The sequence below is a fragment of the Streptomyces sp. NPDC058664 genome, from assembly GCF_042716635.1.
GTDB lineage: Bacteria > Actinomycetota > Actinomycetes > Streptomycetales > Streptomycetaceae > Streptomyces.
In genome coordinates this window covers 1-24,007 of sequence record NZ_JBHXRW010000054.1, presented here as the reverse complement: position 1 = coordinate 24,007, position 24,007 = coordinate 1, and the positions used below count along the sequence as shown (strand labels likewise).

At 69.7% G+C, this 24,007-nt stretch carries 23 protein-coding genes; 12 read left to right on the top strand and 11 right to left on the bottom strand.

All coding sequences use genetic code 11. From position 1 onward, the window contains the following. Window positions 1–13: 13 nt before the first annotated feature. Window positions 14–328, bottom strand: a complete 315-nt coding sequence (locus tag ACFWUY_RS32015; RefSeq protein ID WP_384118043.1) for an ArsR/SmtB family transcription factor — start codon at window positions 326–328, stop codon at window positions 14–16. Window positions 329–399: 71 nt separating this feature from the next. Between ACFWUY_RS32015 and ACFWUY_RS32010 the strand changes: the two genes are divergently transcribed. Both ACFWUY_RS32010 and trxB read left to right on the top strand, forming a co-directional pair. Then, window positions 400–819, top strand: a complete 420-nt coding sequence (locus ACFWUY_RS32010; protein WP_384118040.1) for an arsenate reductase ArsC — start codon at window positions 400–402, stop codon at window positions 817–819. A gap of 5 nt (window positions 820–824) precedes the next feature. Further along, a complete protein-coding gene (gene trxB / locus ACFWUY_RS32005) occupies window positions 825–1,823 on the top strand; it encodes a thioredoxin-disulfide reductase (protein WP_384118137.1) in 999 nt (332 codons plus the stop codon). A gap of 361 nt (window positions 1,824–2,184) precedes the next feature. Here the strand turns inward: trxB and ACFWUY_RS32000 are convergent, their stop codons facing one another. The 5 genes from ACFWUY_RS32000 to ACFWUY_RS31980 all read right to left on the bottom strand — a co-directional run bounded on the left by ACFWUY_RS32000 (window position 2,185) and on the right by ACFWUY_RS31980 (window position 7,331). After that, the gene (locus ACFWUY_RS32000) at window positions 2,185–2,520 is read right to left on the bottom strand and encodes an ArsR/SmtB family transcription factor (RefSeq protein WP_384118037.1); all 336 of its coding nucleotides are present in this window, start codon (window positions 2,518–2,520) and stop codon (window positions 2,185–2,187) included. Window positions 2,521–2,838: 318 nt separating this feature from the next. Continuing rightward, the gene (locus ACFWUY_RS31995; protein WP_384118034.1) at window positions 2,839–3,627 is read right to left on the bottom strand and encodes a methyltransferase domain-containing protein; all 789 of its coding nucleotides are present in this window, start codon (window positions 3,625–3,627) and stop codon (window positions 2,839–2,841) included. 19 nt (window positions 3,628–3,646) lie between these two features. Continuing rightward, window positions 3,647–4,753 carry a GTP-binding protein gene (locus ACFWUY_RS31990; RefSeq protein WP_384118031.1) on the bottom strand — a complete coding sequence of 369 codons (1,107 nt, stop codon included), beginning with the start codon at window positions 4,751–4,753 and terminating at the stop codon, window positions 3,647–3,649. Window positions 4,754–4,790: 37 nt separating this feature from the next. Beyond that, window positions 4,791–6,050: a GNAT family N-acetyltransferase gene (locus ACFWUY_RS31985; RefSeq protein ID WP_384118028.1), complete on the bottom strand. Its 1,260-nt coding sequence runs from the start codon at window positions 6,048–6,050 to the stop codon at window positions 4,791–4,793. A gap of 30 nt (window positions 6,051–6,080) precedes the next feature. Continuing rightward, window positions 6,081–7,331, bottom strand: a complete 1,251-nt coding sequence (locus ACFWUY_RS31980; protein WP_384118025.1) for an RCCLKC-tail radical SAM protein — start codon at window positions 7,329–7,331, stop codon at window positions 6,081–6,083. Between the two features lie 860 nt (window positions 7,332–8,191). Here ACFWUY_RS31980 and ACFWUY_RS31975 point away from each other — a divergent pair. From ACFWUY_RS31975 to ACFWUY_RS31960, 4 genes are all read left to right on the top strand, one after another. Next, window positions 8,192–9,103 (top strand): phosphate ABC transporter substrate-binding protein, encoded by a 912-nt coding sequence (locus ACFWUY_RS31975; RefSeq protein ID WP_384118022.1) that lies wholly within the window; start codon window positions 8,192–8,194, stop codon window positions 9,101–9,103. A 2-nt stretch (window positions 9,104–9,105) separates the two neighbouring features. Beyond that, a complete protein-coding gene (gene pstC / locus ACFWUY_RS31970) occupies window positions 9,106–10,938 on the top strand; it encodes a phosphate ABC transporter permease subunit PstC (protein WP_384118019.1) in 1,833 nt (610 codons plus the stop codon). Then, window positions 10,926–11,660: an ATP-binding cassette domain-containing protein gene (locus ACFWUY_RS31965; protein WP_384118016.1), complete on the top strand. Its 735-nt coding sequence runs from the start codon at window positions 10,926–10,928 to the stop codon at window positions 11,658–11,660. The genes pstC and ACFWUY_RS31965 overlap by 13 nt, the downstream gene beginning before the upstream one ends. A gap of 1,166 nt (window positions 11,661–12,826) precedes the next feature. After that, entirely contained in the window at window positions 12,827–13,726 is a 900-nt protein-coding gene (locus tag ACFWUY_RS31960; protein ID WP_384118012.1) for an IS5 family transposase, read from the top strand. A gap of 12 nt (window positions 13,727–13,738) precedes the next feature. Here the strand turns inward: ACFWUY_RS31960 and ACFWUY_RS31955 are convergent, their stop codons facing one another. Together ACFWUY_RS31955 and ACFWUY_RS31950 are read right to left on the bottom strand one after the other, a co-directional pair. Continuing rightward, the gene (locus ACFWUY_RS31955; protein WP_384118009.1) at window positions 13,739–14,215 is read right to left on the bottom strand and encodes a hypothetical protein; all 477 of its coding nucleotides are present in this window, start codon (window positions 14,213–14,215) and stop codon (window positions 13,739–13,741) included. Window positions 14,216–14,349: 134 nt separating this feature from the next. Further along, on the bottom strand, window positions 14,350–15,258 hold the full coding sequence (locus ACFWUY_RS31950) for a sulfurtransferase (RefSeq protein WP_384118007.1): 909 nt from the start codon (window positions 15,256–15,258) through the stop codon (window positions 14,350–14,352). 399 nt (window positions 15,259–15,657) lie between these two features. On the opposite strand from ACFWUY_RS31950, the gene ACFWUY_RS31945 reads away from it, so the two are divergent. The 6 genes from ACFWUY_RS31945 (at window position 15,658) to ACFWUY_RS31920 (ending at window position 21,819) form a co-directional block, all read left to right on the top strand. Then, window positions 15,658–16,596: an ABC transporter substrate-binding protein gene (locus ACFWUY_RS31945; RefSeq protein WP_384118004.1), complete on the top strand. Its 939-nt coding sequence runs from the start codon at window positions 15,658–15,660 to the stop codon at window positions 16,594–16,596. Between the two features lie 126 nt (window positions 16,597–16,722). Continuing rightward, window positions 16,723–17,763, top strand: a complete 1,041-nt coding sequence (locus tag ACFWUY_RS31940; protein ID WP_384118000.1) for an ABC transporter substrate-binding protein — start codon at window positions 16,723–16,725, stop codon at window positions 17,761–17,763. Continuing rightward, window positions 17,763–18,539 (top strand): ABC transporter permease, encoded by a 777-nt coding sequence (locus ACFWUY_RS31935; RefSeq protein ID WP_384117997.1) that lies wholly within the window; start codon window positions 17,763–17,765, stop codon window positions 18,537–18,539. The genes ACFWUY_RS31940 and ACFWUY_RS31935 overlap by 1 nt, the downstream gene beginning before the upstream one ends. Next, the gene (locus tag ACFWUY_RS31930; protein WP_384117994.1) at window positions 18,536–19,330 is read left to right on the top strand and encodes an ABC transporter ATP-binding protein; all 795 of its coding nucleotides are present in this window, start codon (window positions 18,536–18,538) and stop codon (window positions 19,328–19,330) included. Before ACFWUY_RS31935 ends, ACFWUY_RS31930 begins: the two co-directional genes overlap by 4 nt. Then, entirely contained in the window at window positions 19,327–20,421 is a 1,095-nt protein-coding gene (locus ACFWUY_RS31925) for a phosphotransferase enzyme family protein (RefSeq protein WP_384117987.1), read from the top strand. Before ACFWUY_RS31930 ends, ACFWUY_RS31925 begins: the two co-directional genes overlap by 4 nt. A gap of 825 nt (window positions 20,422–21,246) precedes the next feature. After that, window positions 21,247–21,819 (top strand): hypothetical protein, encoded by a 573-nt coding sequence (locus ACFWUY_RS31920; protein ID WP_384117979.1) that lies wholly within the window; start codon window positions 21,247–21,249, stop codon window positions 21,817–21,819. 215 nt (window positions 21,820–22,034) lie between these two features. Here ACFWUY_RS31920 and ACFWUY_RS31915 read toward each other — a convergent pair whose 3' ends face one another. The 3 genes from ACFWUY_RS31915 to ACFWUY_RS31905 form a co-directional block, all read right to left on the bottom strand. Next, entirely contained in the window at window positions 22,035–22,988 is a 954-nt protein-coding gene (locus tag ACFWUY_RS31915) for a hypothetical protein (RefSeq protein ID WP_384117973.1), read from the bottom strand. A 167-nt stretch (window positions 22,989–23,155) separates the two neighbouring features. Beyond that, a complete protein-coding gene (locus ACFWUY_RS31910) occupies window positions 23,156–23,425 on the bottom strand; it encodes a hypothetical protein (RefSeq protein ID WP_384117967.1) in 270 nt (89 codons plus the stop codon). A gap of 319 nt (window positions 23,426–23,744) precedes the next feature. Further along, window positions 23,745–24,007, bottom strand: a 263-nt coding sequence (locus ACFWUY_RS31905) for a DUF1214 domain-containing protein (RefSeq protein WP_384117964.1), incomplete at its 5' end; no start/stop codon positions are given.

The following is a 24,007-nucleotide window of genomic DNA, read 5'->3' as shown; positions in this document are numbered from 1 at the left end:
AAAAGGGGGAGGGTCAGGGGCAGGAGCGCTTGAAGTTCGCCTCGGCGGTCAAGCGCGCGGTCTGCGCGAGTGCGGCGAGCTGCCCGGCGAGCTGCTCGATGACGTCCGGCTTGAGCCGGTAGTAGGTGAACCGGCCACAGGGCTCGGTCTCCACCACTCCCGCCTCGCGCAGCACGCGCAGGTGGTTGGAGAGGTTGGTCTGCTTCGCGCCGGTCTCCTCCACGAGGTGGGAAGTGCAGAGCGTCTCGCGGGCGAGCAGGGTCACGATCCGGAGGCGCAGGGGATCGCCCAGAACCCGGATCAGATCAGTATCGACTGACGTCATCATGTACTGATACTCTCACATCACCCGGAGCTGACACCAGCCAGGGCTGACCTCTCGGCAGCAAGGAAGACCCGATGACCACCGCACCGCTCGCCTCCGTGCTCTTCGTCTGCGTCCACAACGCCGGCCGTTCCCAGATGGCCGCCGGATTCCTGAGCCACCTGGCCGGCGACCGCATCGAGGTCCGCTCCGCCGGCTCGGTCCCGGGCGACCGGGTCAACCCGGCCGCCGTCGAGGCGATGGCCGAGGTCGGCGTCGACATCTCCGCCCAGCGGCCGAAGGTCCTCACCACCGAGGCGGTCCAGGCGTCCGACTACGTCATCACCATGGGCTGCGGCGACGCCTGCCCGGTCTTCCCCGGCAAGAAGTACCTCGACTGGGCCCTGGAGGACCCGGCCGGCCAGGGCGTCGAGGCCGTCCGCCCGATCCGCGACGAGATCAAGGTCCTCATCGAGGGCCTCGTCGCCGAGATCGACGCGAAGCAGAAGGCGTGACCTCTGTGACCGACCCGACCGCGACCACCGGTGACGACGTCCGTGAGGTCATCGTCATAGGCTCCGGCCCCGCCGGATACACCGCCGCCCTGTACACGGCCCGAGCCCAGCTCAAGCCCCTGCTCTTCGGCAGCTCGATCTTCGTCGGCGGCTCACTCACCACCACGACCGAGGTCGAGAACTTCCCCGGCTTCCCCACCGGCATCGACGGCCCCGACCTCATGGACAACATGCGGGCCCAGGCCGAGCGCTTCGGCGCCGAGATGATCGACGACGACATCGTCTCCGTCGACCTCACCGGCGAGATCAAGGAAGTCACCGACTCCGAGGGCACCGTCCACCGCGCCAAGGCCGTGATCATCGCGACCGGCTCCGGCTACCGCAAGCTCGGCCTCCCGAACGAGGACGAGCTCTCGGGCCGCGGCGTCTCGTGGTGCGCCACCTGCGACGGCTTCTTCTTCCGCGACCGCGACATCGTCGTGGTCGGTGGCGGAGACACCGCCATGGAGGAAGCCACCTTCCTCACCCGCTTCGCCCGCTCCGTCACCGTCGTCCACCGCCGCTCGACCCTGCGCGCCTCCAAGGCCATGCAGAACCGGGCCTTCGCCGACGACAAGATCTCCTTCGCCTTCGACAGCGAGATCGCGGAGATCAAGTCCGAGAGCGGCATGCTCGCCGGCGTCGTCCTGCGCGACACCTTCACCGGCAAGACCCGCGACCTCGACGCCACCGGCCTCTTCATCGCCATCGGCCACGACCCGCGCACCGAACTCTTCACGGGCCAGACCGACCTCGACGACGAGGGCTACATCCGGGTGGAGGCGCCCTCCACCCGCACGAACCTGCCGGGAGTCTTCGCCGCGGGTGACGTCGTCGACCACACCTACCGCCAGGCCGTCACCGCGGCAGGCTCCGGCTGCCAGGCCGCCCTCGACGCGGAGCGATACCTCGCCGCCCTTGCCGACAGGAGCAAGGCCGCCGCGAGCGTCGCTGTCACAACCTGAGGCCACCCCGAGGCCCATGCTGTCGACGCTCCCCATGAACACCAGCTTCTGCCCGTCACGTTGGCGGACCTGACGGGCAGGAGCTGGCCCTCCGCTCCGGTCGGCATGGTGAGTCGTACTCCAGCCGGCCTTCCCTCTGCTCTTCGGCCACGAGCGAGCACGAGGAGCCGGCAACGAGACTCGTTGCCGGCTGATCTGCTCGGACCTGCGACCTGCGACCTGCGACCTGCGACCTGCACAAGGCCACCACACTCGATGTTCGAGCGTCCATGCCCGGATCATGCCCTGAGGAGGGCCTGCTGCCGAGGTGAATGCGGACGGATGCCGACGACTGCGGCACGGCAGCGGCCGAAGGGGTTCTTCAGCTGGATTCCGGTTCCCGGCAGGAGTGGACGGGGGCGCCGATGAGGATGTCGGCGGCGCTGGGGAACTCGGTGATGCAGCGGGGGTTGATGGCGTACCGGATGCTGGCACCGGCACGGCGCCTGGTCAGGAAGCGGACGGTGTGGAGGATCTTCAGGTGGTGCGAGACGGTCGACTGGTTGAGTCGAAGATGGTCGACGATCTCACCCACCGGCACGGGCCCCGGCCGGCCGCTCAGGAACCGCATGATGCGGATGCGCGTGGGGTCGGCCAGGGCCCGGAACCAGCGGGCGTACTCCTCGACGGTCTCCCGGTCGAGTGACGTTTCGGGCATGGAAATCCTTAGCGGGCCATGAGGGTCACCGCCGTCGCGCCGGCCGCGGCGAGCAACGGACCGGCCGTGCGATCAGGAGCTTGGTCGTCTGGCCGCGATCGCGAACGAGTAGAGGCAGCCGAGGGGTGGCGACGGTCTCCTGGGCGGTGGCCGTGCGGTGCCGCGTCCCCGTGGCGTCCATCAGGGGCACGAGTCCGTGGGGACGTCGTTGCCCCTGTCGGCCGTTGCGCGCACCGGGATCGGCGCGCGGACGAGCACGACCGTGCGAACCGTGGCCGGAGCTTGGGCTCCGGCCACGGCCCGGGTGTGACGTCGTGGTCAGCAGCAGGTGCCGCCGGGCGCGCACTCCTGCGCGCCGGCGGTGCTGTCGACGGGCTTGTGGGCACGGATGATCGCGGCGTGGAGGCCGTCGGCCGCCTCCTGGGTGAAGACGACCTCCGCGTCCTTCAGGCCGACCGCGTCGAGGAGTTCCTTGTACTCGGAGACGGACAGCGCGCCGGCGATGCACTGGCTGTGCCCGCCGCGCTCAGCTCGCTCCTCGGGGCTGAGCCGGTCCTCGGCGACGACGTCGCTGATGCCGAGGCGGCCACCGGGGGTGAGGACGCGGGCCATTTCGGCGAAGACGGCGGGCTTGTTCAGCGACAGGTTGATCACGCAGTTGGAGATGATCACGTCGACGGTGTCGGCCGGCAGCGGGATGGACTCGATCGTGCCCTTGAGGAGGACGACGTTGTCGATCTCGGCGTCCTCGACGTTGCGGGCGGCGAGGGCGAGCATCTCCTCCAGGAAGTCCAGTCCGAAGACCCGGCCGTCGGGGCCGACGCGCCGGGCGCTGAGGATGACGTCCAGGCCGCCGCCGGAGCCGAGGTCCAGGACCGTCTCGCCCTCGCGCAGTTCGGCCACGGCGCTCGGGTTGCCGCAGCCGAGGCTGGCGAGGAGGGCGGCGTCCGGGGCGGTGCCTGGGCCGATCTCGTCGTACGCGGCGGGGCCGAAGGTCTGCGGGTCGGGCGAGCAGCAGGCGCCGCTCGTCTCGGCTTCGGCGGCCTTGGCCCGGTAGTACTCCCGGACCTCTTCCTGCAGGCTGCCGGCGGTGGTGGTGTCGCTCATGACGGGTGGTCCTTCTCGGTCAGGCGCCGGCGGGGGCGAGGCGGTGCACGGGGCGCGGGTAGGAGGGCTTGAACGACACCGGGGTGGTCGCCGAGGAGGTGACGGCGGTGGCGAGGTCGGCGGCCTTGACGGCCTCGGTCACGGCCGCGTCCAGGGCGTCGGGCTCGCAGGCGACCCGGGCGTTGACGACGGCCCGGCCGGCCGGCGCGTGCGCGGCGGCGGCGCGGTCGAGGGTGGGCTGCGCGCCGGATTCGGTGAGGCTGAGCTTGGCGAAGTCCCCGTCGGCGGTCTCCACGGTGATCTTGGCGTGGCCGATCACGGCGTCGTGCTCCGCGGCCCAGCCGGACAGCTCCTGAAGGACGGTGCGGGCCCAGGCCGTCGCGTCGAAACCGTCGCCGGCGGCGGTGAGGTCGAGCTCCTGGTTCATCCAGGCGAGCTGGGCCTCGGCGGCCGCGTAGCGGTCGTAGTCGATGTCGAGGACGACGTCCCCGTTCGTCGCCGGTGCCTGCCACGCGTCGAGCAGGTTCTCCAGGTGAGCGCCGGTGGTGGCGGAGTATCCGACGACGGTCGCCTTCGGGTTGCTCGCGCGGAGCGAGGCGAGGAGGTCCTCGGCCCGGTCCGCCTTGATGGTGTCCAGCTTGTTCACGGCGATGACGTCGGCCTCGGTGACCTGCTGGCGGAAGAGGTACGACAGGTCCGACTCCGGCTCGCCCCGCTCGGCGGCGCGGGCGAACGCCAGGTGACGCAGCGGGTCGACCACGGTGGTCAGCGGGGCGACGACCATGTCGTCGCCGTAGTACTGGCGCAGCGGTCGTACGACGGTGGCCTGGAGGTCCGTACAGCTGCCGACGGCTTCGGCGATCACGGTGTCGACGCTGTCGGAGGCGACCAGTGCGACGATGGCCTCGACGAGGTCCTCGAACTTGCAGCAGAAACAGCCGCCGGTGACCTCGGCGACGCTGTCGAGCTTGCTCCGTACGAGCTTGGTGTCGACCAGTTCGACGCCCTGGTCGTTGGTGATGACGGCGACCTTGCGGCCCTGCTCCTGGAGCGCGAGCGCGGCGGCGGTCATGGTCGTGGTCTTGCCCGCCCCGAGGAATCCGGTCAGGGGGATGAAGGTGATCATGTGGTCCTTCTCGTCCTTGTCGTGGAGTCGGGTGGGGTCAGCCGCAGCAGCTGTCGCCGGAGCCGCCCAGGAGGGGCAGGTTCGCGGGCTGGGCCGGGGCGGGGGACGCGGCGCCGAACGCGACGCGCCGACTGTTTCCGAAGGCGTCGAGCCAGGCGCTCGCCTGCGGCCGCAGCGCCGGGTCGGAGAGCAGCATCGAGGTGCGGACTTCGCGCGGGGTACAGCCGCGCAGGGCCTTCGCCTGGTGGGCTCCGGCGCCGAACTCGACGGTGCGCAGGCCCTCGGCGTACGCGTCGCGGACGGGTGCGTCCAGGACGAGGGCGAAGTAGATGCCGCTGCGCTCACCGATCGCGGCGTAGTCGAAGCCGGCCCACTTCGGGAAGAGACGGTGGTTCTTCCGGATGGTGACGCAGGTGGCGACCAGCGCGCCGTCCTTGTAGCCGAGGTAGGCGCGGACGTCCGCGCCCTCGTCGATGAGCGCGGAGAGGATGCCGACGATGTGCTCGGGCTCCTCGCCGGCGCCGTTCTTCTCCCTGTTGAGACAGGTGAGTTCGGCGATGCGGGCGACGTAGGGGCGGATGTCGGTACCGTCGGCGCGCTCGATCGTCACGCCGGCGGCTTCGGCGCGGCGGACGTCGCCCTTGATGCGCTGGCGCTTCTTCAGCGGCAGGGCGGCGAGGTGTCCTTCCCAGTTCGGCGCGTCGAGGCTCATGAAGTCCTCGTAGCCCCAGAAGGTGCTGGACGCGCCGGCGGCGTCGAGCGCGTCGACGAGGGCGTCGTTACCGCGCCGGCTGGGAATCCAGGGGGCCACGATGCAGCGGATGCCGGCCTCGAAGGCGGCGGGCACGAGCTTGTCGATGATGGACCCCATCAGGGTGGGGGTCCAGAAGTTGTAGGCGACCTCGGTGCGGTAGCCCAGCGGGGAGCCGAGCAGGAGCGTCGGGAAGAAGGGCTCGGTTCCCAGCGCGTCGACCTCGGCGCTGCGCGCGGCGTCGGTCTCGGCTCCGCAGCACACCTCTTCGCCGGAGGGCGCCTGCCATCCGAGGTAGGTGCGCGGCTCGTGGTCGACGACCGGCGGGGTGGTGAGGATGTAGCCGGGGAGGAGTGCCAGTTCGCCGCGGGCGCGGTGGGCCAGGGTGTGCCAGGGCTGGGCCTCGGGGAGTACCTTCTCCGTGGCCCGCAGCCAGGTGGGACCGAGGTACGGCCACGAGTCGGTGAGGCCGGCGAGCTCGCCGGTCCAGTCCATGTCCGGGAGTGCCTGGCCGGTGGAGATGACGACGCGGGGTGATCCACCCATGTCAGTGTCCTTTTCTTGTGAGCGGGTGGGTCAGCACTTCACGCAGCAGCGGATCTTGCCGGCGTCCTCGGCGTCGGTGCGGCGCTCCTGCCAGAGCTCCTCGACGCGCTTGTCGGGGTGGGTCCACTCGACCCAGAAGCCGCGGTCGACGGTGGCGATGTCCTCCATCCAGGGCGAGGAGAGCAGCGGGGAGCCCTTGAACAGCAGCAGTCGGGTCTGCAGGGCGGTCGGGTCGGTGACGCGGGCGAGGCCCGTCTCGACCAGCCAGTCCTCGAAGCCGAGGAGCTCCTCGTACTCGATCCACGGGGTGAACGGGATGAACGTCGGGTACAGCTCGAAGCCGATCCGCTCGGCCTCGGCGACCGCCTCGCGCATGTGGTCGACGTCGATGTGCTTGTCGAAGATGCGCAGGATGCGGTTGGAGGGGAACTCGAGGGCGCAGGTGACGCGGCGCAGCCCGAGCGAGACGAGCTTCTCCAGTTCCTTGGTGTAGTCGAGGACGTGGTCGACGCGCGTCGTGAACTCGAAGGTGATCGGGCCGATGGCGTCGACGAGTCGCTCGACCACGCCGATGCCGATGGTGCGGGAGTTGAAGAACTCGGCGTCGATGAAGCAGAAGTGCCGGACGCCCTCCTCCGCGAGCTGCAGCGCGTCGGCCAGGACGCTGTCGGCGTCGTACGCGGCGACCCCGCCGTCGTAGGCGCCGTAGACGGAGCAGTAGGTGCACTTGTGGTGGCAGCCGCGGGACGCCTCGATGTTGCCCATCAGGCCGAACGGCGAGTGGTGCGCCGGGTAGTGCACGAGGGAGGGGAACAGGTCACGGGCGGGCTTGGTGACCGAGATGCGCCGACGCGGGGGCTTGGGCCGCATGCCCGTGCGGGTCATCAGGGCGGGCACCGCGTCCAGCGCGATGGTGCCGGCGGCGAGCTGGGCCAGCTCCTCGCTGATGAGCTCGGGCTCCTCCATGATGATGCCGTCGGCGACGTCGAGGAACTCCCGGTGGTTCATCTGCGCGTACTGGCCGAAGGTCACGACCGTGGTGCCGTACGCCTCCGAGACCCTGCGTGCCAGGGCGATTCCCCGCTCAAGGCCCTCGAACTGCTGGACCGAGACGAGCGTGAGGTCGAAGGGGCCCTCCGGAATGGCGTCGGGAAGCAGGTGCGCGTCCCAGCCGACGACGTCGGCGCCGTGGTGCTGCAGAGCGGCAGCCGCGCACGCGGACGTCAAGGGCTGGAGCTCCGCTTCGAACGCGGAGGCAACCAGAACACGGGGACTACTCACACTTCCCCCCAGGGAGTGATCAAGGAGCGTGACGGATCGAGATGGGGCCGGGTCAGAGCCCAGGTCGACAACGACGCTGTCGACCGACGGCCGGAACCCTGCCAGCGTTGAGCGATGTATGTCAATAGATCGATGAATGACTGAAAGGCCATCTCGCCGGCCCTCCGTTGCCGCAGAGAGTCGCTGCCCCGATTCGCCCTCCTCTGTGGCTGGTTGCGAAGAGAGGTCATTCGCTTGAACCCTGTTGTTCACACAGCTTGAAGCTGTCCAGGGCGAAGGTTTCGACTGGCGACCCACGCGGCTTCGGAATTCGCGGCCGACCCCGGGCAGCGCACCCACCACCCCGGTGTGTGACTCAAATTCAATCGCCGATCATCGATGATTTCCACCAATCAAGGTGTCGCCAGGGCGACTCGGAGGCGGTAACGTTCGCCCACGGCATCGCGGTCCGCACCCGGGGTCAGCGGGTGGACGGACACCGGTGCCTTGATGCTTCAGGCCCTTCGAAGGGGAGTGGGCCGAGCACCGAATCGTTCAGGCGCGTGAGCGCCCCACGGCAGCCCCTACGGTCCTGAGTGAGTTCAACGGGGAACGCGACAAGGATCGTAAGAACATCGGCTGCTAGCCATGAGCAGCCGTCATCCGCACGCCCGGTGTCCACCGCGCCGCCTTGCCGGAACACCCGCAGGCTCGCCCGGCGTCCGCCCGCTTCGTCCACGTGGCAGGGGGCCGCCGGCGGTCACGGCCGCACCCCTTCTACGTCCCGACCACAGACCTGCATGCCACAGGGGCGGCGCCCGTCACCGGTGTTCCCCGATTCCCGCCCCTCCCATCACCGCAAAGGCACCGCCATGTCTTTCATGTCCACCGAAATCCGCAGGAGAACACCGCGCCTCACCGGACGGCGTGTCCGCCAGGGCGCCTCCGCCGCCTCCGCCGCTCTTCTCCTCGCCGCCGCCCTGACCGGCTGCGCCGGTTCCGCGAAGGCCGGCTCGGACGCCATCCAGGCCAGCGGCTCCACCACCGTCGCCCCGGTCGCCTCCGACGCCGCCGAGGCGCTGAAGGCCAAGGGGCTGAACATCACCGTCGCCACCCAGGGTGGCTCCGCCGGCGGCATTTCCCAGCTCGGCACCGGCCAGATCAACATCGCCCTCAGCTCCAAGCCCTTGTCCGACAAGGACCACAAGGCGTACCCCGACACGGACTTCGTCACCACGCAGATCGGCGCGGACGCCGTCGGCGTCATCATCACCAGGGAAGTCGCCGACGGCGGGGTCAAGGGCCTGTCCAAGGCGCAGGTGGCGGGCCTGTTCGAAGGCAAGATCACCAACTGGAAGGAGGTCGGCGGCCCCGACCTCCAGGTCTTCGTGTACGACAAGGAGCCCGGTCGCGGCACCCGCGAGGTGCTCGACAAGTTCATCTACGGCAAGGGCGAGCCGCCGGCCCCGCCCAAGTCCGCGAACTACGCCGTCGTCGGCGGCAACCTGGAGACCCGCAACAAGCTGAAGTCCACCCGCGGTTCCATCGCCCCGCTGTCGACCGGCTTCATCGAGGGCCACCCCGAACTGGTCGCCGTGCCCCTGGAGGGCGTCGCTCCCACCCCGGCGAACGTGGCGTCCGGCAAGTACCCGATGACCCGTCCGCTGTACATGATCACCAACGGCAGGCCGAAGGGCACCGTCAAGCAGTACATCGACTACATCCTCTCGCCCGAGGGCCAGAAGCTGCTGCCCGAGCACGGCTACCTCACGCGCGAGCAGATGGGCCTCTGACGATGGGGCTCACTCTGGAGCGCCCCGCCCAGGCGCCCGGACCCGCCGTGTCGCGGCCCTCCTCCGGGAGCGGCCGCGGCAGCCGGGCGAGATGGGTCTGGGGATGGGCGTACAGCGGCGTCCTGTCCGTGCTGCTCACCCTCACGGTCCTGCTCGGCTACCTCGTCACGGGCGTCGCGAGCGGAACCGTCGACTGGGCGGCCCTGTTCGCCTCGTCCACCTGGAGTCCGGGGAACCTCGCCTTCGGCGGCCTGGCCATGATCTACGGCTCAGCGGTCGTGTGCGTCCTGGCACTGGTGCTCGCCGTCCCGGTCGGCTGGGCGGCGGCCGTCGCCTTGTCCGAGTACCTGCCGCCCCGCCTCGCCAAGCCTCTGCGCCTGAGCATCGAACTCCTGGCAGCGGTCCCCTCCATCGTCTACGGCCTGATCGGCATCATGGTGATCCGGCCGTTCGTGGCGGACCTCGGCGACGTACCGGGCGGCGACAGCCTGCTCGCCGCCGGCATCGTCCTCGCCGTGATGATCATGCCGACGATCGTGGCGGTCAGCGTGGACGCGCTGGCCGCCGTGCCCGGCCGGTACCGGGAGGCCGCGTACTCCCTCGGCCTGACCCGCCGCGAGGTCGTACGGTCCGCCGTCCTGCCCCAGGCCCGGTCGGGCATGCGCGCCGGCGTTCTCCTCGGTCTGGCCCGGGCACTGGGTGAGGCCATCGCGGTCTTCATGGTCATCGGCCGCGCCGACGGACGGCTGCCGGAGTCGCCGGGGGACATCTTCTCCTCCCTCGTGCGCCCCGGTCAGACGCTCACCACCAAACTGGCCGGCCCCGAGCCGATGCTCGCGGGCACCTCCGGCCCGTACTTCGCGGCGCTGTGCGGCCTTGGCATCATCCTGCTGGCCCTGGTCGCCGTCGCCACCGTGTGGGGCACCCGCGGCTCCACGGGACGGGCCGCGCGCGCTCCGCGTACCCGTCGGTCCTCCGCGTGGCTGCGCACTCCGAAGGACCGGCTCACCACCGTCGTCCGGCTCGGGGCCCTGCTGCTGCCCGGGACCCTGCTCGTCGGCATGCTCGGCATCCTGCTGGCCCGCGGCGGCGCGGCACTCAATCCGGTCTTCTGGTTCTCGCCCTCCGAAGGTGCGGCGGGTGGCGGCATTCGCGACCAGATCGTGGGTACGCTCCTGCTCCTCGCGACCACGGCGCTGATCGCGCTGCCGCTCGGCTACGGAGCGGGCATCGTGATCGGTACGCGTTCCTCCGCGAAGACCGCCCGCGTCCTGGAGACGCTGACCGTGGCGGTCGGCGGGACGCCCACCATCCTGCTGGGCCTCGCAGGGTACGTCCTCTTCTGCACGACCATGGGCTGGGGCCGTTCCTGGCTGGCCGGCGCCGTGGTGCTGGTGCCCGTGGTGGTGCCGGTGGTCGCCCTCACCACCGCAGGCAGGATCCGGAGCATGCCGGCGGAGATCACCGAGGCCGCGTTCGCACTGGGCCTCACCAGCTCCCAGTACGTCCGCTCCGTGGTCATCCCGTACACCTGGCCGGCCACGCTCACCGGCCTGCTGCTCGGCCTGGCCCGCGCGGCGGGCGAGACGGCCCCCCTGATCTTCACCGCCACGGTGTTCTTCGGGGCCCCAGCCCTCCCGACCGGCATCATCGACGCTCCGGTCCAGGCCCTGCCCACGCACATCTTCACCCTGTCGCAGGACTCTGGCGCCCCCGAGGCGATCGCCCAGGCGTGGGGCAGCGCCCTCGTCCTGGTCCTGATCACCGCGGGCCTGCTCAGCCTGGCGGTCTTCTTGCGCAACCGCTTCGAAGGAGCACGACGATGGACGACGTGACAATCGGTGCCACGACCATGGACAACAGGGTCGACAGGACCGTCATCGCGGTCCGCGACCTGCAGATCCTCGACGGCACGAAGCGCCTGGTCGGGCCGGTGACGTTCGAACTGGCCGCCGGATCCACCACCGGCCTGTGCGGTCCGTCGGGCGCCGGCAAGTCCACCGTGCTGCGCGCCCTGGTCGACCTGCTGCCCCACGGGCTCGGCCGTCAGGGCGAGGTGGAGGTCCTCGGCCGTCCCGTCCGGTACGGCAAGGGCGACGCCAACCTGCGCAGCACCGTCGTCCTGGTACCGCAGACCCCCGTGGTCTTCGGCGGCAGCATCCTGGACAACGCCCTGTTCGGCCTCCGCCATCTGGTGCGGGCGTCCCGGACGGAGCTGCACGACCGTGTCGAGCAGGCACTGCGCGAGGCCGGCCTGTGGAGCGAGGTCTCGGACCGGCTGGACGCTCCGGCCCAGACGCTGTCCAACGGCCAGCGCCAACGGCTCTGTCTGGCACGGGCCTTGGCCCTCGAACCGGCGGCCCTCCTGCTCGACGAGCCGACGAGCGCCCTGGACGAGCGGAGCCGCGACACGGTCGAGGAGTCCGTGGCGGCCCTGCGGGGCAACCGGACGGTCCTGCTCGTCTCGCACGACCCCGCACAGGTGGAACGGCTCTGCGACCGGACGGTCCGCATCGACCTGGCGCACACCTGCGAGCCTTCCGCAGCGACGGTCTGAGCGCTCGTCCACCCCGCCGGACCCGACGGAACCTGGGCCCGCCGCCGCGACGAAAGCGCGATGGCGGGGCCAAGAGCATGATCAGGGTCTCGGGGAAGGGTGGACAAGCACAGGAAGCTCCTGGCGACTACGGACGCTCTTGGCCGATGACCCGTCTACCAGGAGCTTCGCCGTTCCGCGGATCCGTCCAACACGCGACCGGCACCATCAGGTCGGAAAAGGCTCATGGTGCCGACCACCCCTCTTTTGTGCCAACTGTAAACCTTCGTCACAGCCTTGTGACCAAGACTGCTCCTTGGCACCAGGCAACGTTCGTGAGCTGCGCTGATGCCAAGGAGCGCCAGCGGCTGGAGGGGCAGACTCAGAGAGATGGTTGTCACTTTCGTACAGCGCAGGTCACGAGGTGTGTCACCCCACAACGAGCGTCCCATCCGACTGCAGACCTTCGGCGGCACGACAACAGACACGCGAGTGCAGCAGCTCCCTTTGGTGAGCACACCAGCGCAGGCACGGTCCGGGGCGGCGGACCCCTTCGACTCAGGCGTCTGTGTAGTCGGCAGAGTTGCGGCGTCGGCAACCGCGCGGACGCGATGGACGGCAGCCTTCGAACTAATGCCGTGCCGGAAGTTCCCTCGACTCGCAGTCCGCCCCGATCTGATCGGCATAAGGGCCAAGCCTCTGAAGCAGAGTTAGCATTCCGCCGCGGCGGGCGTTCCGAAGCTGGTTCGCGGCCTCGGTCACGGCACACGCGCCAGGTAGCCGCTCTCCAGTCGTGGTGTCTCGAAGCCGGGGACTGAACAGGTGGTAGCTCTGAGTCGCGCGAGCCCATGCGAGCACGGAAAAGCCCATGTGATGGTGGGACTGCGTGAAGCTGTGGCCCAAGTCGCGCGTGAGGTCCGTCCAGTCGCGTTCGGGAACGACCCATTGAGCCAGTTGCCGTCGCCGGCGCGCGTAGTCGTGTCGTTCTGGGCTTCGTTCCAGCTGTTCCGCAACGGCCTCCACGGCCGAATGGAAGAGCGGCCAGGCATCTTCTGGGCAGCGCTGCCTCAGCTGCCGCATGGAGGACCGCGCACAATTGACAGGCATGTCGAGGAGCCGAGCAGCTTCGACTAGGTCGTGTCCGGCGGGTCGCGTGACCGGCCCCTTGGTGGATCGTTTCGGTCGTCGTGGGGCGGGGTGATCTTTCGGATGAGGAATGGGCTCGGCTGGAACCGCATCTGCCGAGGAACGCGGGGCGGGGCGGGCGGTGGCAGTGCCACCGCCGGGTGATCAACGGGATTCTGTTCCGGCAGCGGACTGGCCTGCCGTGGCGGGATTTGCCGTCCCGTTTCGGGAAGTGGAAGACGGTTCATGACCGTCATCGCAGGTGGTCAGCAGACGGCACGTGGGAGAGGATCCTGCGGGCCGTCCAGGCCGACGCCGACGCCGATGCCGATGCCGATGCCGAGGGACTGATCGACTGGAGCATGGTCAGCGTGGACTCCACTTCCTGCCGGGCCCACCAGCACGCGGCTGGTGCTCACTCCCGCCCGCCGGGAGTCCCCGGCAGACGCAGCACGCCGGTCCAGCACCGGACCGACGAGGCCCTGGGCCGTTCCAGAGGCGGCCTGACCTGCAAGATTCATCTGGCGGGTGAGGGCGGACGTCGCCCCCTCGCCTTCGTCGTCACTCCCGGCCAGTGGGGCGATGCCCCACAGTTGATCCCCGTACTGGAACAGATCCGGGTTCCGCGGCCCGCCGGCGGACACCCGCGTACTCGGCCCGATCACCTCGGCGGCGACAAAGCCTATTCGTCGCGCCGCAACCGTCGTTATCTGCGGCGGCGCCAGATCGAGCACACGATCCCGGAGCCCAAGAACCAGCGTGCCAACCGCCAGCGGCGCGGCAGTAAGGGTGGCCGTCCGACCGGGTTCGACAGAGAAATCTACCGGCGCCGCAACGAAGTGGAGCGAACGATCAACCGGCCAAAGATCTTCCGTGCGGTCGCGACTCGTTACGACAAGAGAGCCTACGTCTTCCACGGGACGGTCACCGTCGCTTCGATCCGGCTCTGGCTGCGTACGTAGGTTCGCTCGGCCCTACTCCAGCAGGAGTTCGACGTCATCCGGGACCCAGGGGAAGGGGACGTTGGGCCATCGCGTGGCGGCCCACGCGTCGAGATCGACGGCGAGAACGGCATCGATGAAGGCCTGCGGCGGCCGGTAGCCGTGTGTGGTGATGTAGTGCGTGATCAGGAACGGAGCGGCATAGGCGACGCCGGGCACGCCTGGGATCCGGACCTCCCCGTTCCCTTCCGGAGCCTTCTCCTCAGGACACAGGTCGCACTCGTACACCCCGAGGCAGACGTTCATCCACTGGACCTCCTGAACGGCCTTCAGCTTCTCCACGAACACCGCGGGGACCGTTCCAGTGGAGTACGGCTTGCCGGCTTCCAGCCACCCGATGCTCAGGCGGGTGTACGCCGGGCGGTACCAGAGCGCGAAGAAGCCCGACTCCCTGTCCGTGAACTCATCCTCGTCCCGGTAGTCGTACTCGCTGAGATCTTCGTAGAACACCTGCGCATCATCGCTGCATCGCCTCTTTGGCGCCCAGGCGAGCTACGACCCATCGGACACGGCCGGGCCTTGCGGATCTCCTCGTCCGTGCGGCCGACGAAGTTCCACCTCAAGACGATCACCGACCTGAGTGATCAGCGCCCGAGCACGAGCGGTCGCGCGGGGTCCTGGGACCACTCCTCCAGCGAGCCGTCGTAGATCGCGATGTCGTCGCGACCTAGCAGCGTGAGCGCGAGAGCCGTTCCCGCCGCCGAGATGCCACCGCCGCAGTAGACAACGACGGGCGATTCATCGGCGGTGAGCACGGCGCCGACGCGGGCGGCGAGTTCGGCACGGGGGAGGAACCGTCCGGAGTCGTCGAGCAGGCCCCGGCCCGGGAGGCTACGGCTGCCGGGTATACGGCCACGGCGCGCGTAGCGGGTGGGGGCCGTGCCGTCGAAGCCGGACGGAGGGAGGGCGCAGACCAGGGTGCCGGGGCGGTCACCGCGGCTGATGGCGTCGACTTCGTCGAGACCGACCCACAGGCCGGGGCGGGGTACGAGGGTGAGCGGCCCGGAGTCGCGCAAGGGTTTCGCTTCACCGGTCGCGACCGGGTGCCCGGCGGCTTCCCAAACCTGTCGGCCACCATCGAGCACAGCGACCGGTACGGAGAGGGCACGCAGCATCCACCACAGCCGGGCGGCCCAGATGCCGCCGCCGCTGTCGTAGGTGACGACCGCGGTGCCGTCGCGCACACCGAGGCGTGGGAGAGCGGCTGCGAGCTCGTCGGGCGGGGGCACGGCGAAGTGGTAGGGCGCGCCGTGGTCGGAGAGGTCGCCGGTGAGGTCCGCGTGCCGGGAGCCGGGGATGTGCCGGTCTGCCCACTGGGCGTGTCCGCTGCCGGAGCGGTAGTCGCCGTCGTGGCGGGGCGAGGGCAGCAGCGCGGTGGCGTCGAGGATCACGAGCCCGGGGTCGTCGAGGTGGGCGGCGAGCCACGTCTCGTCGACCAGCGGACCGGGGAGCAGGGGCGCTGGCTGTGGCTGACCGGGGTGCTGGGCGTCCATGGCATGGATGCTAACCCCGATCCCCAACCACCCTGACCTGCACGTCTCGACCACCGGACGCCCGCGTCCCGCATTTCGGACCAGGCTTGCACGGCATCGGCTGTGCAGGGTTATGGTTTCGGTCATCTACGCGGGAGCCCCTACCCGGTTGGGCTGAGAGGGCGTCTGGGATCTGTTTCGGCGAGCACGCCGGACGGTCTCCATGGGGACGCCGACCGCATCACTTGAGTCGTCAGTGCCCGCGTAGGAGTACCGGTGTCCGGAGCAGTCGAGCAGCAGCGTCCCCCGACGTCCGTCGTGGCGACCCCCTCCTGTTGTTGACCCCACCGGTCTTCCCCTTTCTTCCCCCTTCACCTTCACCAGGCCCGCTCGCCTGAGTTCTGCATGCGGAGAACCTTCATGTCGCACGTCCGAGTCATGCTCGACTATTTCCACCCATGGCCGAATTCCGCCGGTTTCTACACCGCACGCGAGCGCGGCTGGTACACCGAGGCAGGGCTGGATGTGGAACTGGTCGTCCAGGATCCGGGGCGAGGGGACACGCTGGAGTATCTGGCGCGCCGCGAGGTCGACTTCGGCATCTTCCCGCCCAACCGGCTGTTCGCCCGGCGCGCCGCGCACCACCAGCCGCTGATCGCCGTGGCGGCCGTGAACCACCGTGCGCTGGAGGCCGTCCAGACCGTGGTGGACACCGGCATCACCCGCCCCCGCGATCTGGCAGGGCGCCGGCTCGCGTACAACCCGACCCCGCGCGGCCGCGCCATGGTCCGGCATCTGGTTGCCGCGGACGGCGGTGACCCGGATGCCGTGATCACTGTCGACGCGGGTACCCGCGAGCTGACGGTGGACGACATCGTGGCCGGTGAAGCGGACGCCACCTTCGGCAACTACTGGTCCTGGGACGCGCTCCGCGGCGATGTGCCCGAGGAGCGGCGGCTGACCTGGCCGGTCGACGAGATCGGCGCGCCCCGCTATCACAGCTATCTGCTCGGTACGAGCGAGGAGTTCGCCGACCGGGACCCCGGGCCGGTACGAGCCTTCCTCGCCGCCACCGCCCGCGGCTACGCGGCGGCGTCCGCCGACCAGGAGCGCACGCTGGCCCTGCTGGAGCAGGTGATCCCGTACTTCTCCCGTCCCCTCATCGCCCGCTCTCTCGCCCTGATCGCCCCGACCTGGACCGACGCCGAGGGCCGTTGGGGCCTGATCGACGAGGCCCGGATGGGCCCGTACGCGAACTGGCTGGCGCAGCATGGCGCGATCGCGCACGCCCGTGACTGGGAGCGGTCCTTCAGCAATGAACTGCTGAGCGGCAACGACCTGGCAAGCGTCGCCGAATGAGCTGCCAGGCAAGGAATCTGACACGGCGCATGGCCGTCGATCTGATGCGGGTGGACAGCGCGCTGTGTCGGGTGTGAGCCGGCACGTCGTACGCCCACACCCCGCCGCATGAAGGATCACCGCATCATGAGACGCCGCACCGCCATTCTCGCCACCGCCACCGTGACCGCCACTGTGCTCGCCACCGCCACCGGCTGCGCCGCCGAGGACGCCGCATCCGCCGCCGCGGGCAACGGCACCACCCCGGTCACCCTCGCTCTGGACTGGACGCCCAACACCAACCACACCGGTATCTATGTCGCCCAGCAGCTGGGCTGGTTCAAGGACGCCGGGATCGATCTGAAGATCGTCCCGTACGGCTCGACCGCGCCCGAGACACTGATCGCCAACCACAAGGCGGACTTCGGCATCTCCTACCAGGAGGGTGTCACCACCGCGCGCGCCGCCGGGCAGGACATCACCTCCGTCTACGCCGTCACGCAGAAGACGAACGTCACGGTCGCGGTCCGGGCCGACCGGGACGACATCGACTCGCCCAAGGACCTGGACGGCAAGACGTACGCCGGCTTCGGGGCTCCGTACGAGAAGCCGCTCCTTCAGCAGGTCATCCGGAACGACGGCGGCCAGGGCGACTTCAGGAACGTCACTCTCAACACATCGGCCTACGCGGCGCTCTACGCGGGCAAGGCGGACTTCGCGATGCCGATGCCGACCTGGGAGGGCCTGGAGGCCGAGCTGACGGGCAAGCCGCTCAAGAACTTCCAGCTCGCCGACTACGGCTTTCCCGCCGTCTACTCCACGCTGATCGCCTCCTCCGAGCAGTTCCTGACGAAGAATCCGGCACTCGCGAAGAAGTTCCTCGCGGCCGTCGCCAAGGGGTACGCATACGCGGCCACGAACCCCGACCAGGCCGCCGACCTGCTCATCAAGGCCAACAAGAGCGTGCTCACCAACCCCGAGCTGGTGAGGAAGAGCGAGCAACTGCTCGCCAAGGAGTACTACCGGGCGGCCGACGGCTCGGTCGGCGGGCAGAGCAAGGAGCGCTGGCAGAAGTTCGCGGACTTCGAGTTCAAGGCCGGGCTGCTGACCGACGCCAACGGCAAGAAGCTCACCAAGGCCCCGGACGCCTCGGAGTTCTTCACCACCGACTACCTGCCGGAGAACTGATGCTGCGCCGCGCCCTGACGGCCCTGTGGCCGCCGGCCCTGGTCGTCACCGCCCTCATCGGCGGCTGGCAGCTCTACACGAGCACCGCCGGCGTCGACCCGGCGACACTGCCCAGCCCTGCCCGGATATTCGGGCAGGGCTGGGAGAACCGGGCCGAGCTGTGGGACCACACGCTGCCCACCCTGCAGGAGACGGTGCTCGGCTTCGGGCTCTCCTTCATCGCCGCGTGGCTGGTCGCCGTCCTCCTCGACTTCTCCGCGGCTGCCCGCCGGGGCCTGTATCCCCTCCTTGTGGCCTCGCAGACCATCCCGATCGTGGCGGTGGCCCCGCTGCTGATCATCTGGTTCGGCTTCGGGTTGCTGCCGAAGCTGCTGGTGGTGACGTTGACGACGTTCTTCCCGCTGGCAGCCAATCTGGCGGCGGGTTTCGCAGCCACCGACCGGGAGGCGATGCGGCTGCTGCGCTCACTGGGCGCGGGCCGCCTGCGCGCCTTCCGGCTCGTCCGGGTGCCGAGCGCGATGCCGTACTTCTTCGCGGGGCTGAGAGTGAGCATCACCTACGCCGTCGTGGGCGCCGTCTTCGCCGAGTACGCGGGCGCCGAGAGCGGCCTCGGCATCTACATGCAGGCGCAGAAGAGCGCGTTCCGAACGGATCTGGTGTTCGCGGCGGTCGCGGTGACGGCGCTGCTGAGCATTGCGCTGTTCGGGACCACCTATCTGCTGCAGCGGCTCGTGCTGCCGTGGGAGCGGGCGTTGAAGAAGGAAGGCCGGGTATGAGCGGGCGCTACGGGCTCGAGGTGCGGGGCGCGGGGAAGAGCTTCGGCTCGCTGGATGTGCTGCGGGACCTCGAACTGACCGTGCGGCCGGGTGAGTTCGCGGCCGTCATCGGACCGAGCGGCAGCGGCAAGAGCACGCTGTTCAATCTCGTCTCAGGGTTGGATGTGCCGTCTTCCGGGGAGATCCTTGTCGAGGGTGAACCGGCCGGAGTACGGTCCGGCAAGGTCGCGTACATGCCGCAGAAAGATCTCCTCTTCCCCTGGCGGACGGTTCTGGACAACACCGCGCTGGGTCTCGAGGCCCAGGGTGTACGCCGCCGGGAGGCGCGGCACCGGGCGGACGCGCTCTTCGGCGCCTTCGGACTCGACGGCTTCCAGTCGGCGTACCCCTTCCAGCTCAGCGGCGGAATGCGGCAGCGCGCGGCCCTGCTGCGCACGGTCGTCCTGGAGCGGCCGGTGCTGCTCCTGGACGAGCCGTTCGGTGCACTGGACTCGCTGACGAGGACCGAGATGCAGCTGTGGCTCGCGGAGATGTGGCAGCGCTATCGGTGGACGGTCGTCCTGGTCACGCACGACATCCGGGAGGCGGTGCTGCTCGCCGACACCGTGCATGTGCTGTCCCCGCGCCCGGCCACGGTCGTCGAGCGGATCGAGGTGCCGCTGCCCCGCCCCCGTGGGCTCGATGTCCTCGCCGACCCCGAGTTCGCGGCGACCGAGCGGCACCTGCTGGACGTGCTTCAGGGACAGCGCGGGCTACAGGAGCGACGGGGGCGTCAGGTGGTGGCGAAGTGAGCCGACTCCTTGCCCATGGGATGGGGACCGAGCCGGTCGACCCGGACTGGCCGCCGCTGACCGAGGCCGAGGTCGAAGAGGTGGTCGGCCCCGCGCGCGTCCTGTGGCGCAGCCCGCGTCCGCTGTCCGCCGCCGCCCTGGTCGAGCGGGAGGGGCAGCGGCTGTTCGTGAAACGGCACCACCGTTCCGTACGCACGCCGGCCGGGCTGGCCGAGGAGCACGCGTTCCTGCGGCATCTGCGCGGGCGCGGGGCGCCGGTGGTGGAGGTGCTCGCAACGGCACGGCGTGGCGAGTGGGTGTACGAGGTGCACTCGGCCGGGGTCGGGACGGATCTGTATCAGGACGCGCTGTCCTGGTCGCCGTTCCGGTCCGAGGGACACGCCCGGGCGGCGGGGGCGGCGCTGGCCGGGCTGCATCTCGCGGCGGAGGGTTTCACGGCGCCGCGCCGGCGGCCTCAGCCGCTGGTGTCGTCCTTCACGGTGTTCGCCGGGACCGATCCGTCGGCGGCGCTGGAGTCGTACGTCGCCGAACGCCCGGCCCTGGCCACCGCCTTGGCCGGCCGGCCCTGGCGGGACGACGTACGCCGGGTCCATCTCCCCTTCCACCGGCGGCTGGCCCCGCACCTCCCCGGCCTCGAACCCCTGTGGACCCACAACGACTGGCACGCCTCGAATCTGCTGTGGGACGACGCGGCCGGGGAGGTCTCGACAGTCCTGGACTTCGGGCTGAGCGACCGCACCACCGCCGTGCACGATCTCGCCACGGCGATCGAGCGCAACACCGTCCAGTGGCTGGAGCCGTCCTTCCCGGTCCGGCTGGACCACGTGGACGCGCTGCTCGACGGGTACACGTCCGTACGGCCGCTCCGCCCGGGCGAGTCGGCGGCTCTACCGGAACTGCTGCCGCTGGTGCATGCCGAGTTCGCGCTGTCGGAGCTGGGGTACTTCCACGGGGTCACCGGCTCGGCGGAGAACGCAGAGCTGGCGTACGACTACTTCGTGGGGCATGCCGAATGGTTCGGCACGACCGACGGTGTACGTCTCCTTGAGCACGTACGCCACCGGGTGACCGTCGCTCAGCCGATGACTTAGAAGGCCGGCTCGTACGTCGTCGGGGCCGTCCGGTTCGGCGCTCGCGTGCCAGGACCGCTGTCGGCCGCCATGGCGGCCCCGGGGCGTCGTCGAGAGCAGGCCCAACGCGTGGCGGTGGACCCTGCTCCGTTGAAAGGCGTCTTGAGCGATCTGAGAGGAAGTTCGGGAGGGCGTGAGCGTGTACGTCCACGTCGACAACAGCTCGAGGTCGTACGAACGTCGCTGGACCTTCGAAGTCGCCAAGCAGCCCAAGGGGGGTGACGGTCGCCGCGAGTCGACGGCGACATGCTCGCCGTCGCGCTGGCGTCTCGGCACCGACAAGACGGTCGATGCAGCCGCCTGGTAGCTCCGCGTCGGCCGCCTCTCCCTTCACCTCACTCACCCGCTCGGTGCCCCCGGAAACCGGGACGCCTTCTCCGCGTGCACAGTGCCGGCGTATGCGGGCGGTCCTCTCCGTGATGCCGGGCATGCAGCCGGTGGCATTCCCGCTGGGAGAGGTGCGGGGCGTCGACCAGGGGCGGCTTCGTCGACGGCACGGGACGCGGAGTCCAACGTGGCCGGCTGAGCACACCGGAGCTCACGAGCACCACCGGCAGGCGGCGGTCCTGCTCGTCACACAGGAAATACGCCCCATCGGCGGACTCTCCATTCGCCGCCCCCGGCAGGCCAGGAACATCGCGATACCTGGTACGGCTGCTTCTCGCCCGCGAGTCCGGCTGCACCATCGCTCGATACGTGCTGGTATGGAGCGGTAGGCCCGCCCTGGCACGGCCGTGCCTGTGGTCAGGTCTTGATCCGGTCACTCATCCGCAGGAGGAGAGGCACATGACCTCCGACCCCGACTCGGGCGCGGAATCTGGGCAGGAATCGGTGGTCATCGCCAGCTTCGACGGCCACCGGGACGCCGAACGCATGCTGGCATCGCTCGGGCGGGGTTTCCGCCAGAAGGCCCGCAAGGGCGGAACGACTGCTGCCGTCATCAGAGCCAACACCGACGGGTCGCTGAAGCTGACACGGTCTCGCGTGACGGCAGCCAACGACCTCACTTACACCCTGATGTCCGTCTCGCTCGCGTGGACGGTCGGACTCACGGGAATCCGGTCGATTTTTAAAGGGGCCAAGGGCGGGGCCCATGCCGCGCATGTGCGTCAAGGGCACCTGCGGGCGGATGCACACCACGCTCACGAGATCCTCGCCGAAGTCGGCCCGCACGCGGTGATCGCGCTGGTCCGTTGCAAGGATCGAGACACGCGGAACATGGTCGCCGCAGCCGCCACCGACCGTGCGAGACGAAGCTGGGACGGCTCGCTCGCAGAATTCCTCGCCGCCCTCGATCCCGGAGGCACTCACGATTGGGTGCGCGCTGCCCTCGGCGAGCCCACCAGCACGAACCGCTGAGGCTTGCATCGAGCGCGCGGCACCACGGGTGCGATCAGCCATGATCGCCCGGACGCCCCCTCACCGCGGAGGAACTGCCGGAACGCGTCTCAGGTGTCGCTTCAATGACCGATACCGCTTCGGCCAGGCTTCGGAAGACCTGGGTGCTTCGCCCGAGCCCCTCGGTTCCACGTGCCAGTGGCTCATCGCGAGGATCGTGCGCCCATGGAACCCGGTCAGTCGGCATTCCCGAAGATCTCGGCGGCGGTGTCGATGGTCAGCCCGGAGCCGATGTGGGGGCCGCCGCCGACGTTGTACACACCGGAGATCCTCTGTGGGTAGGAACCGGCTTCGATGATCGCCTCGGACCAGGCGTCGAGGTGCTCCAGCAGCTCGTCCAGGTCGTCGCCGAGCGCGGCCAGTAGCGGCCGTTCGAGCTCGTCGGTGCGGACCTCGATCTCTTCGCGGAATGCCCGACCCGCGTCGGTGAGCTTCTCGTCGGCGGTCATCAGCCCGCGTTCCCGGAGCCGGTCGAAGCCGGCGTCCATGTCGGCGTCGGTCCATCCACGGCTGGGCGTGTAGGCGCGGGCCGGGAGCCCCCACCACTGTTCGGTGAGCAGGAGGATCTCCACGGCGTCGACACCGCCGACGGCCCAGGAGATGACGTGGCTGTCACCGCGGTGCTCGCGCACCAGGTCCGCCGCCCGCCACAGGTCACCCATCGGCCGACCGGGGAAGCCGAGCGAGCGCAACCCCGAGTAGACGCCCCGGGCGGGCCACGGCGCCGCGTCGGCGGCCCGCCGCAGCAGTTCGGTGACCCGGGCGAGACCCTCGGGCTGCTCGCCCAGGACACGCTGCAGCATCGTTGTCGCGCCCTGTTGCCGGGCCTCGAGGATGGCCTTCCGGTCGGTGATCTGCCACCCCGCGTGAACGCCGGGCACGACGGCCTTCGGGTTGAAGCAGCCGAAAGCGGCGGCCACGACCTCTCCCGGCACCTGGCCCATGCACGCGCCACGGCTGGTGAAGTAGGCCTTCATCTCCGGTCTGGCCACGCCGTCCTGGGCGACCGGGCTCGGGTCGAAGCCGAGTGCTTCGTACGCTGCATGTGCCTCCGGGGCGAAGTACACCCCAGCCGCCACCGGCTCCACCGCATTGCGCAACCGCCGGGCCTTCTCTTGGTAGTCCGTCATCGTGTGACGCTCCTTGACTGACTGTCCGAGTGCTCCTTCGAGGTGCCGCGTGGCGCCCGCCGTGTTCCGGGAGAGCACGTCGCAGGACCGCTGTGCCGCTGTCCTGGCATCCTCGACGACCCACAGCGCAGGACTGGCTGGGCCGCGGTCGTGACGAATGGTCACACCTATCTCTGTTGTCGAGGGTGGCGGTCCGCGCGGCGGCGACGCATGGTGAGGACACAGGCAAGCATGCCGAGGCCCCAGGCGATCAGAAGGGCACCCCATAGCGGCATGGTCACTTCGGGAATGAGAAGGCGGATCTTGATTTCGCCTCTATTTTCGGAGATGAATACCAGAGCGATCGCGGTGATCAGCACGAAGGGTGCGAGTCGACGGACAGCAGGGCGGGAAAAGAAGGGCGTGTGCGCCTTCTTTGCTGTGCTGGTCTCGGCCATGATTGCCTCTCAATGACGCTGCCCTGACCCGAGCGACTGCCGTGTGAGGGCGCTGCCGCGAGGCGGCAACGCATAGGCGGCCGGTGCCCGGATGTAGGCGGCATGCTGCGACGGCGCGTGCTTCCCCCGGCACGTGCAACCTCTCCCGCGAGATGCGGGCGAACCGGGTCCCAGGCCGCCAGGCGCTTGCTCTTGGCACGCTCGAATCCTTCCCGGGTGGCGTCTCCCTGGCATCGTCCGGAACAAATAAGGGGATGGCCATCCATGGTTCGCTCCGATCACGAGACGCCAGGGGCGACGCCACTCCACCGCCTCCGTGTCAGTCGGCGGGTTCGACCTCGCTGGGTCGCCAGGTCTTGTCGAAGAAGGGCTGCTCGGGGCTGTAGAGACGCAGGACGGCGAACCAGCCCTTGCCCGGGGTGGTCTGGATCCAGGTGCCCTCGGCCGCGTCGTCGGGTCGCTCGGGGGCGAGGTGGAGGGTGGTGGTGCCGTCCGGGTTCGCCGCGGCGGCGGGGCCGGGGAAGGTCTGGCTGCCCGCCCAGGGGTATCGCTGCGGGGTCTGCAGCATGGACCGGGTCTGGT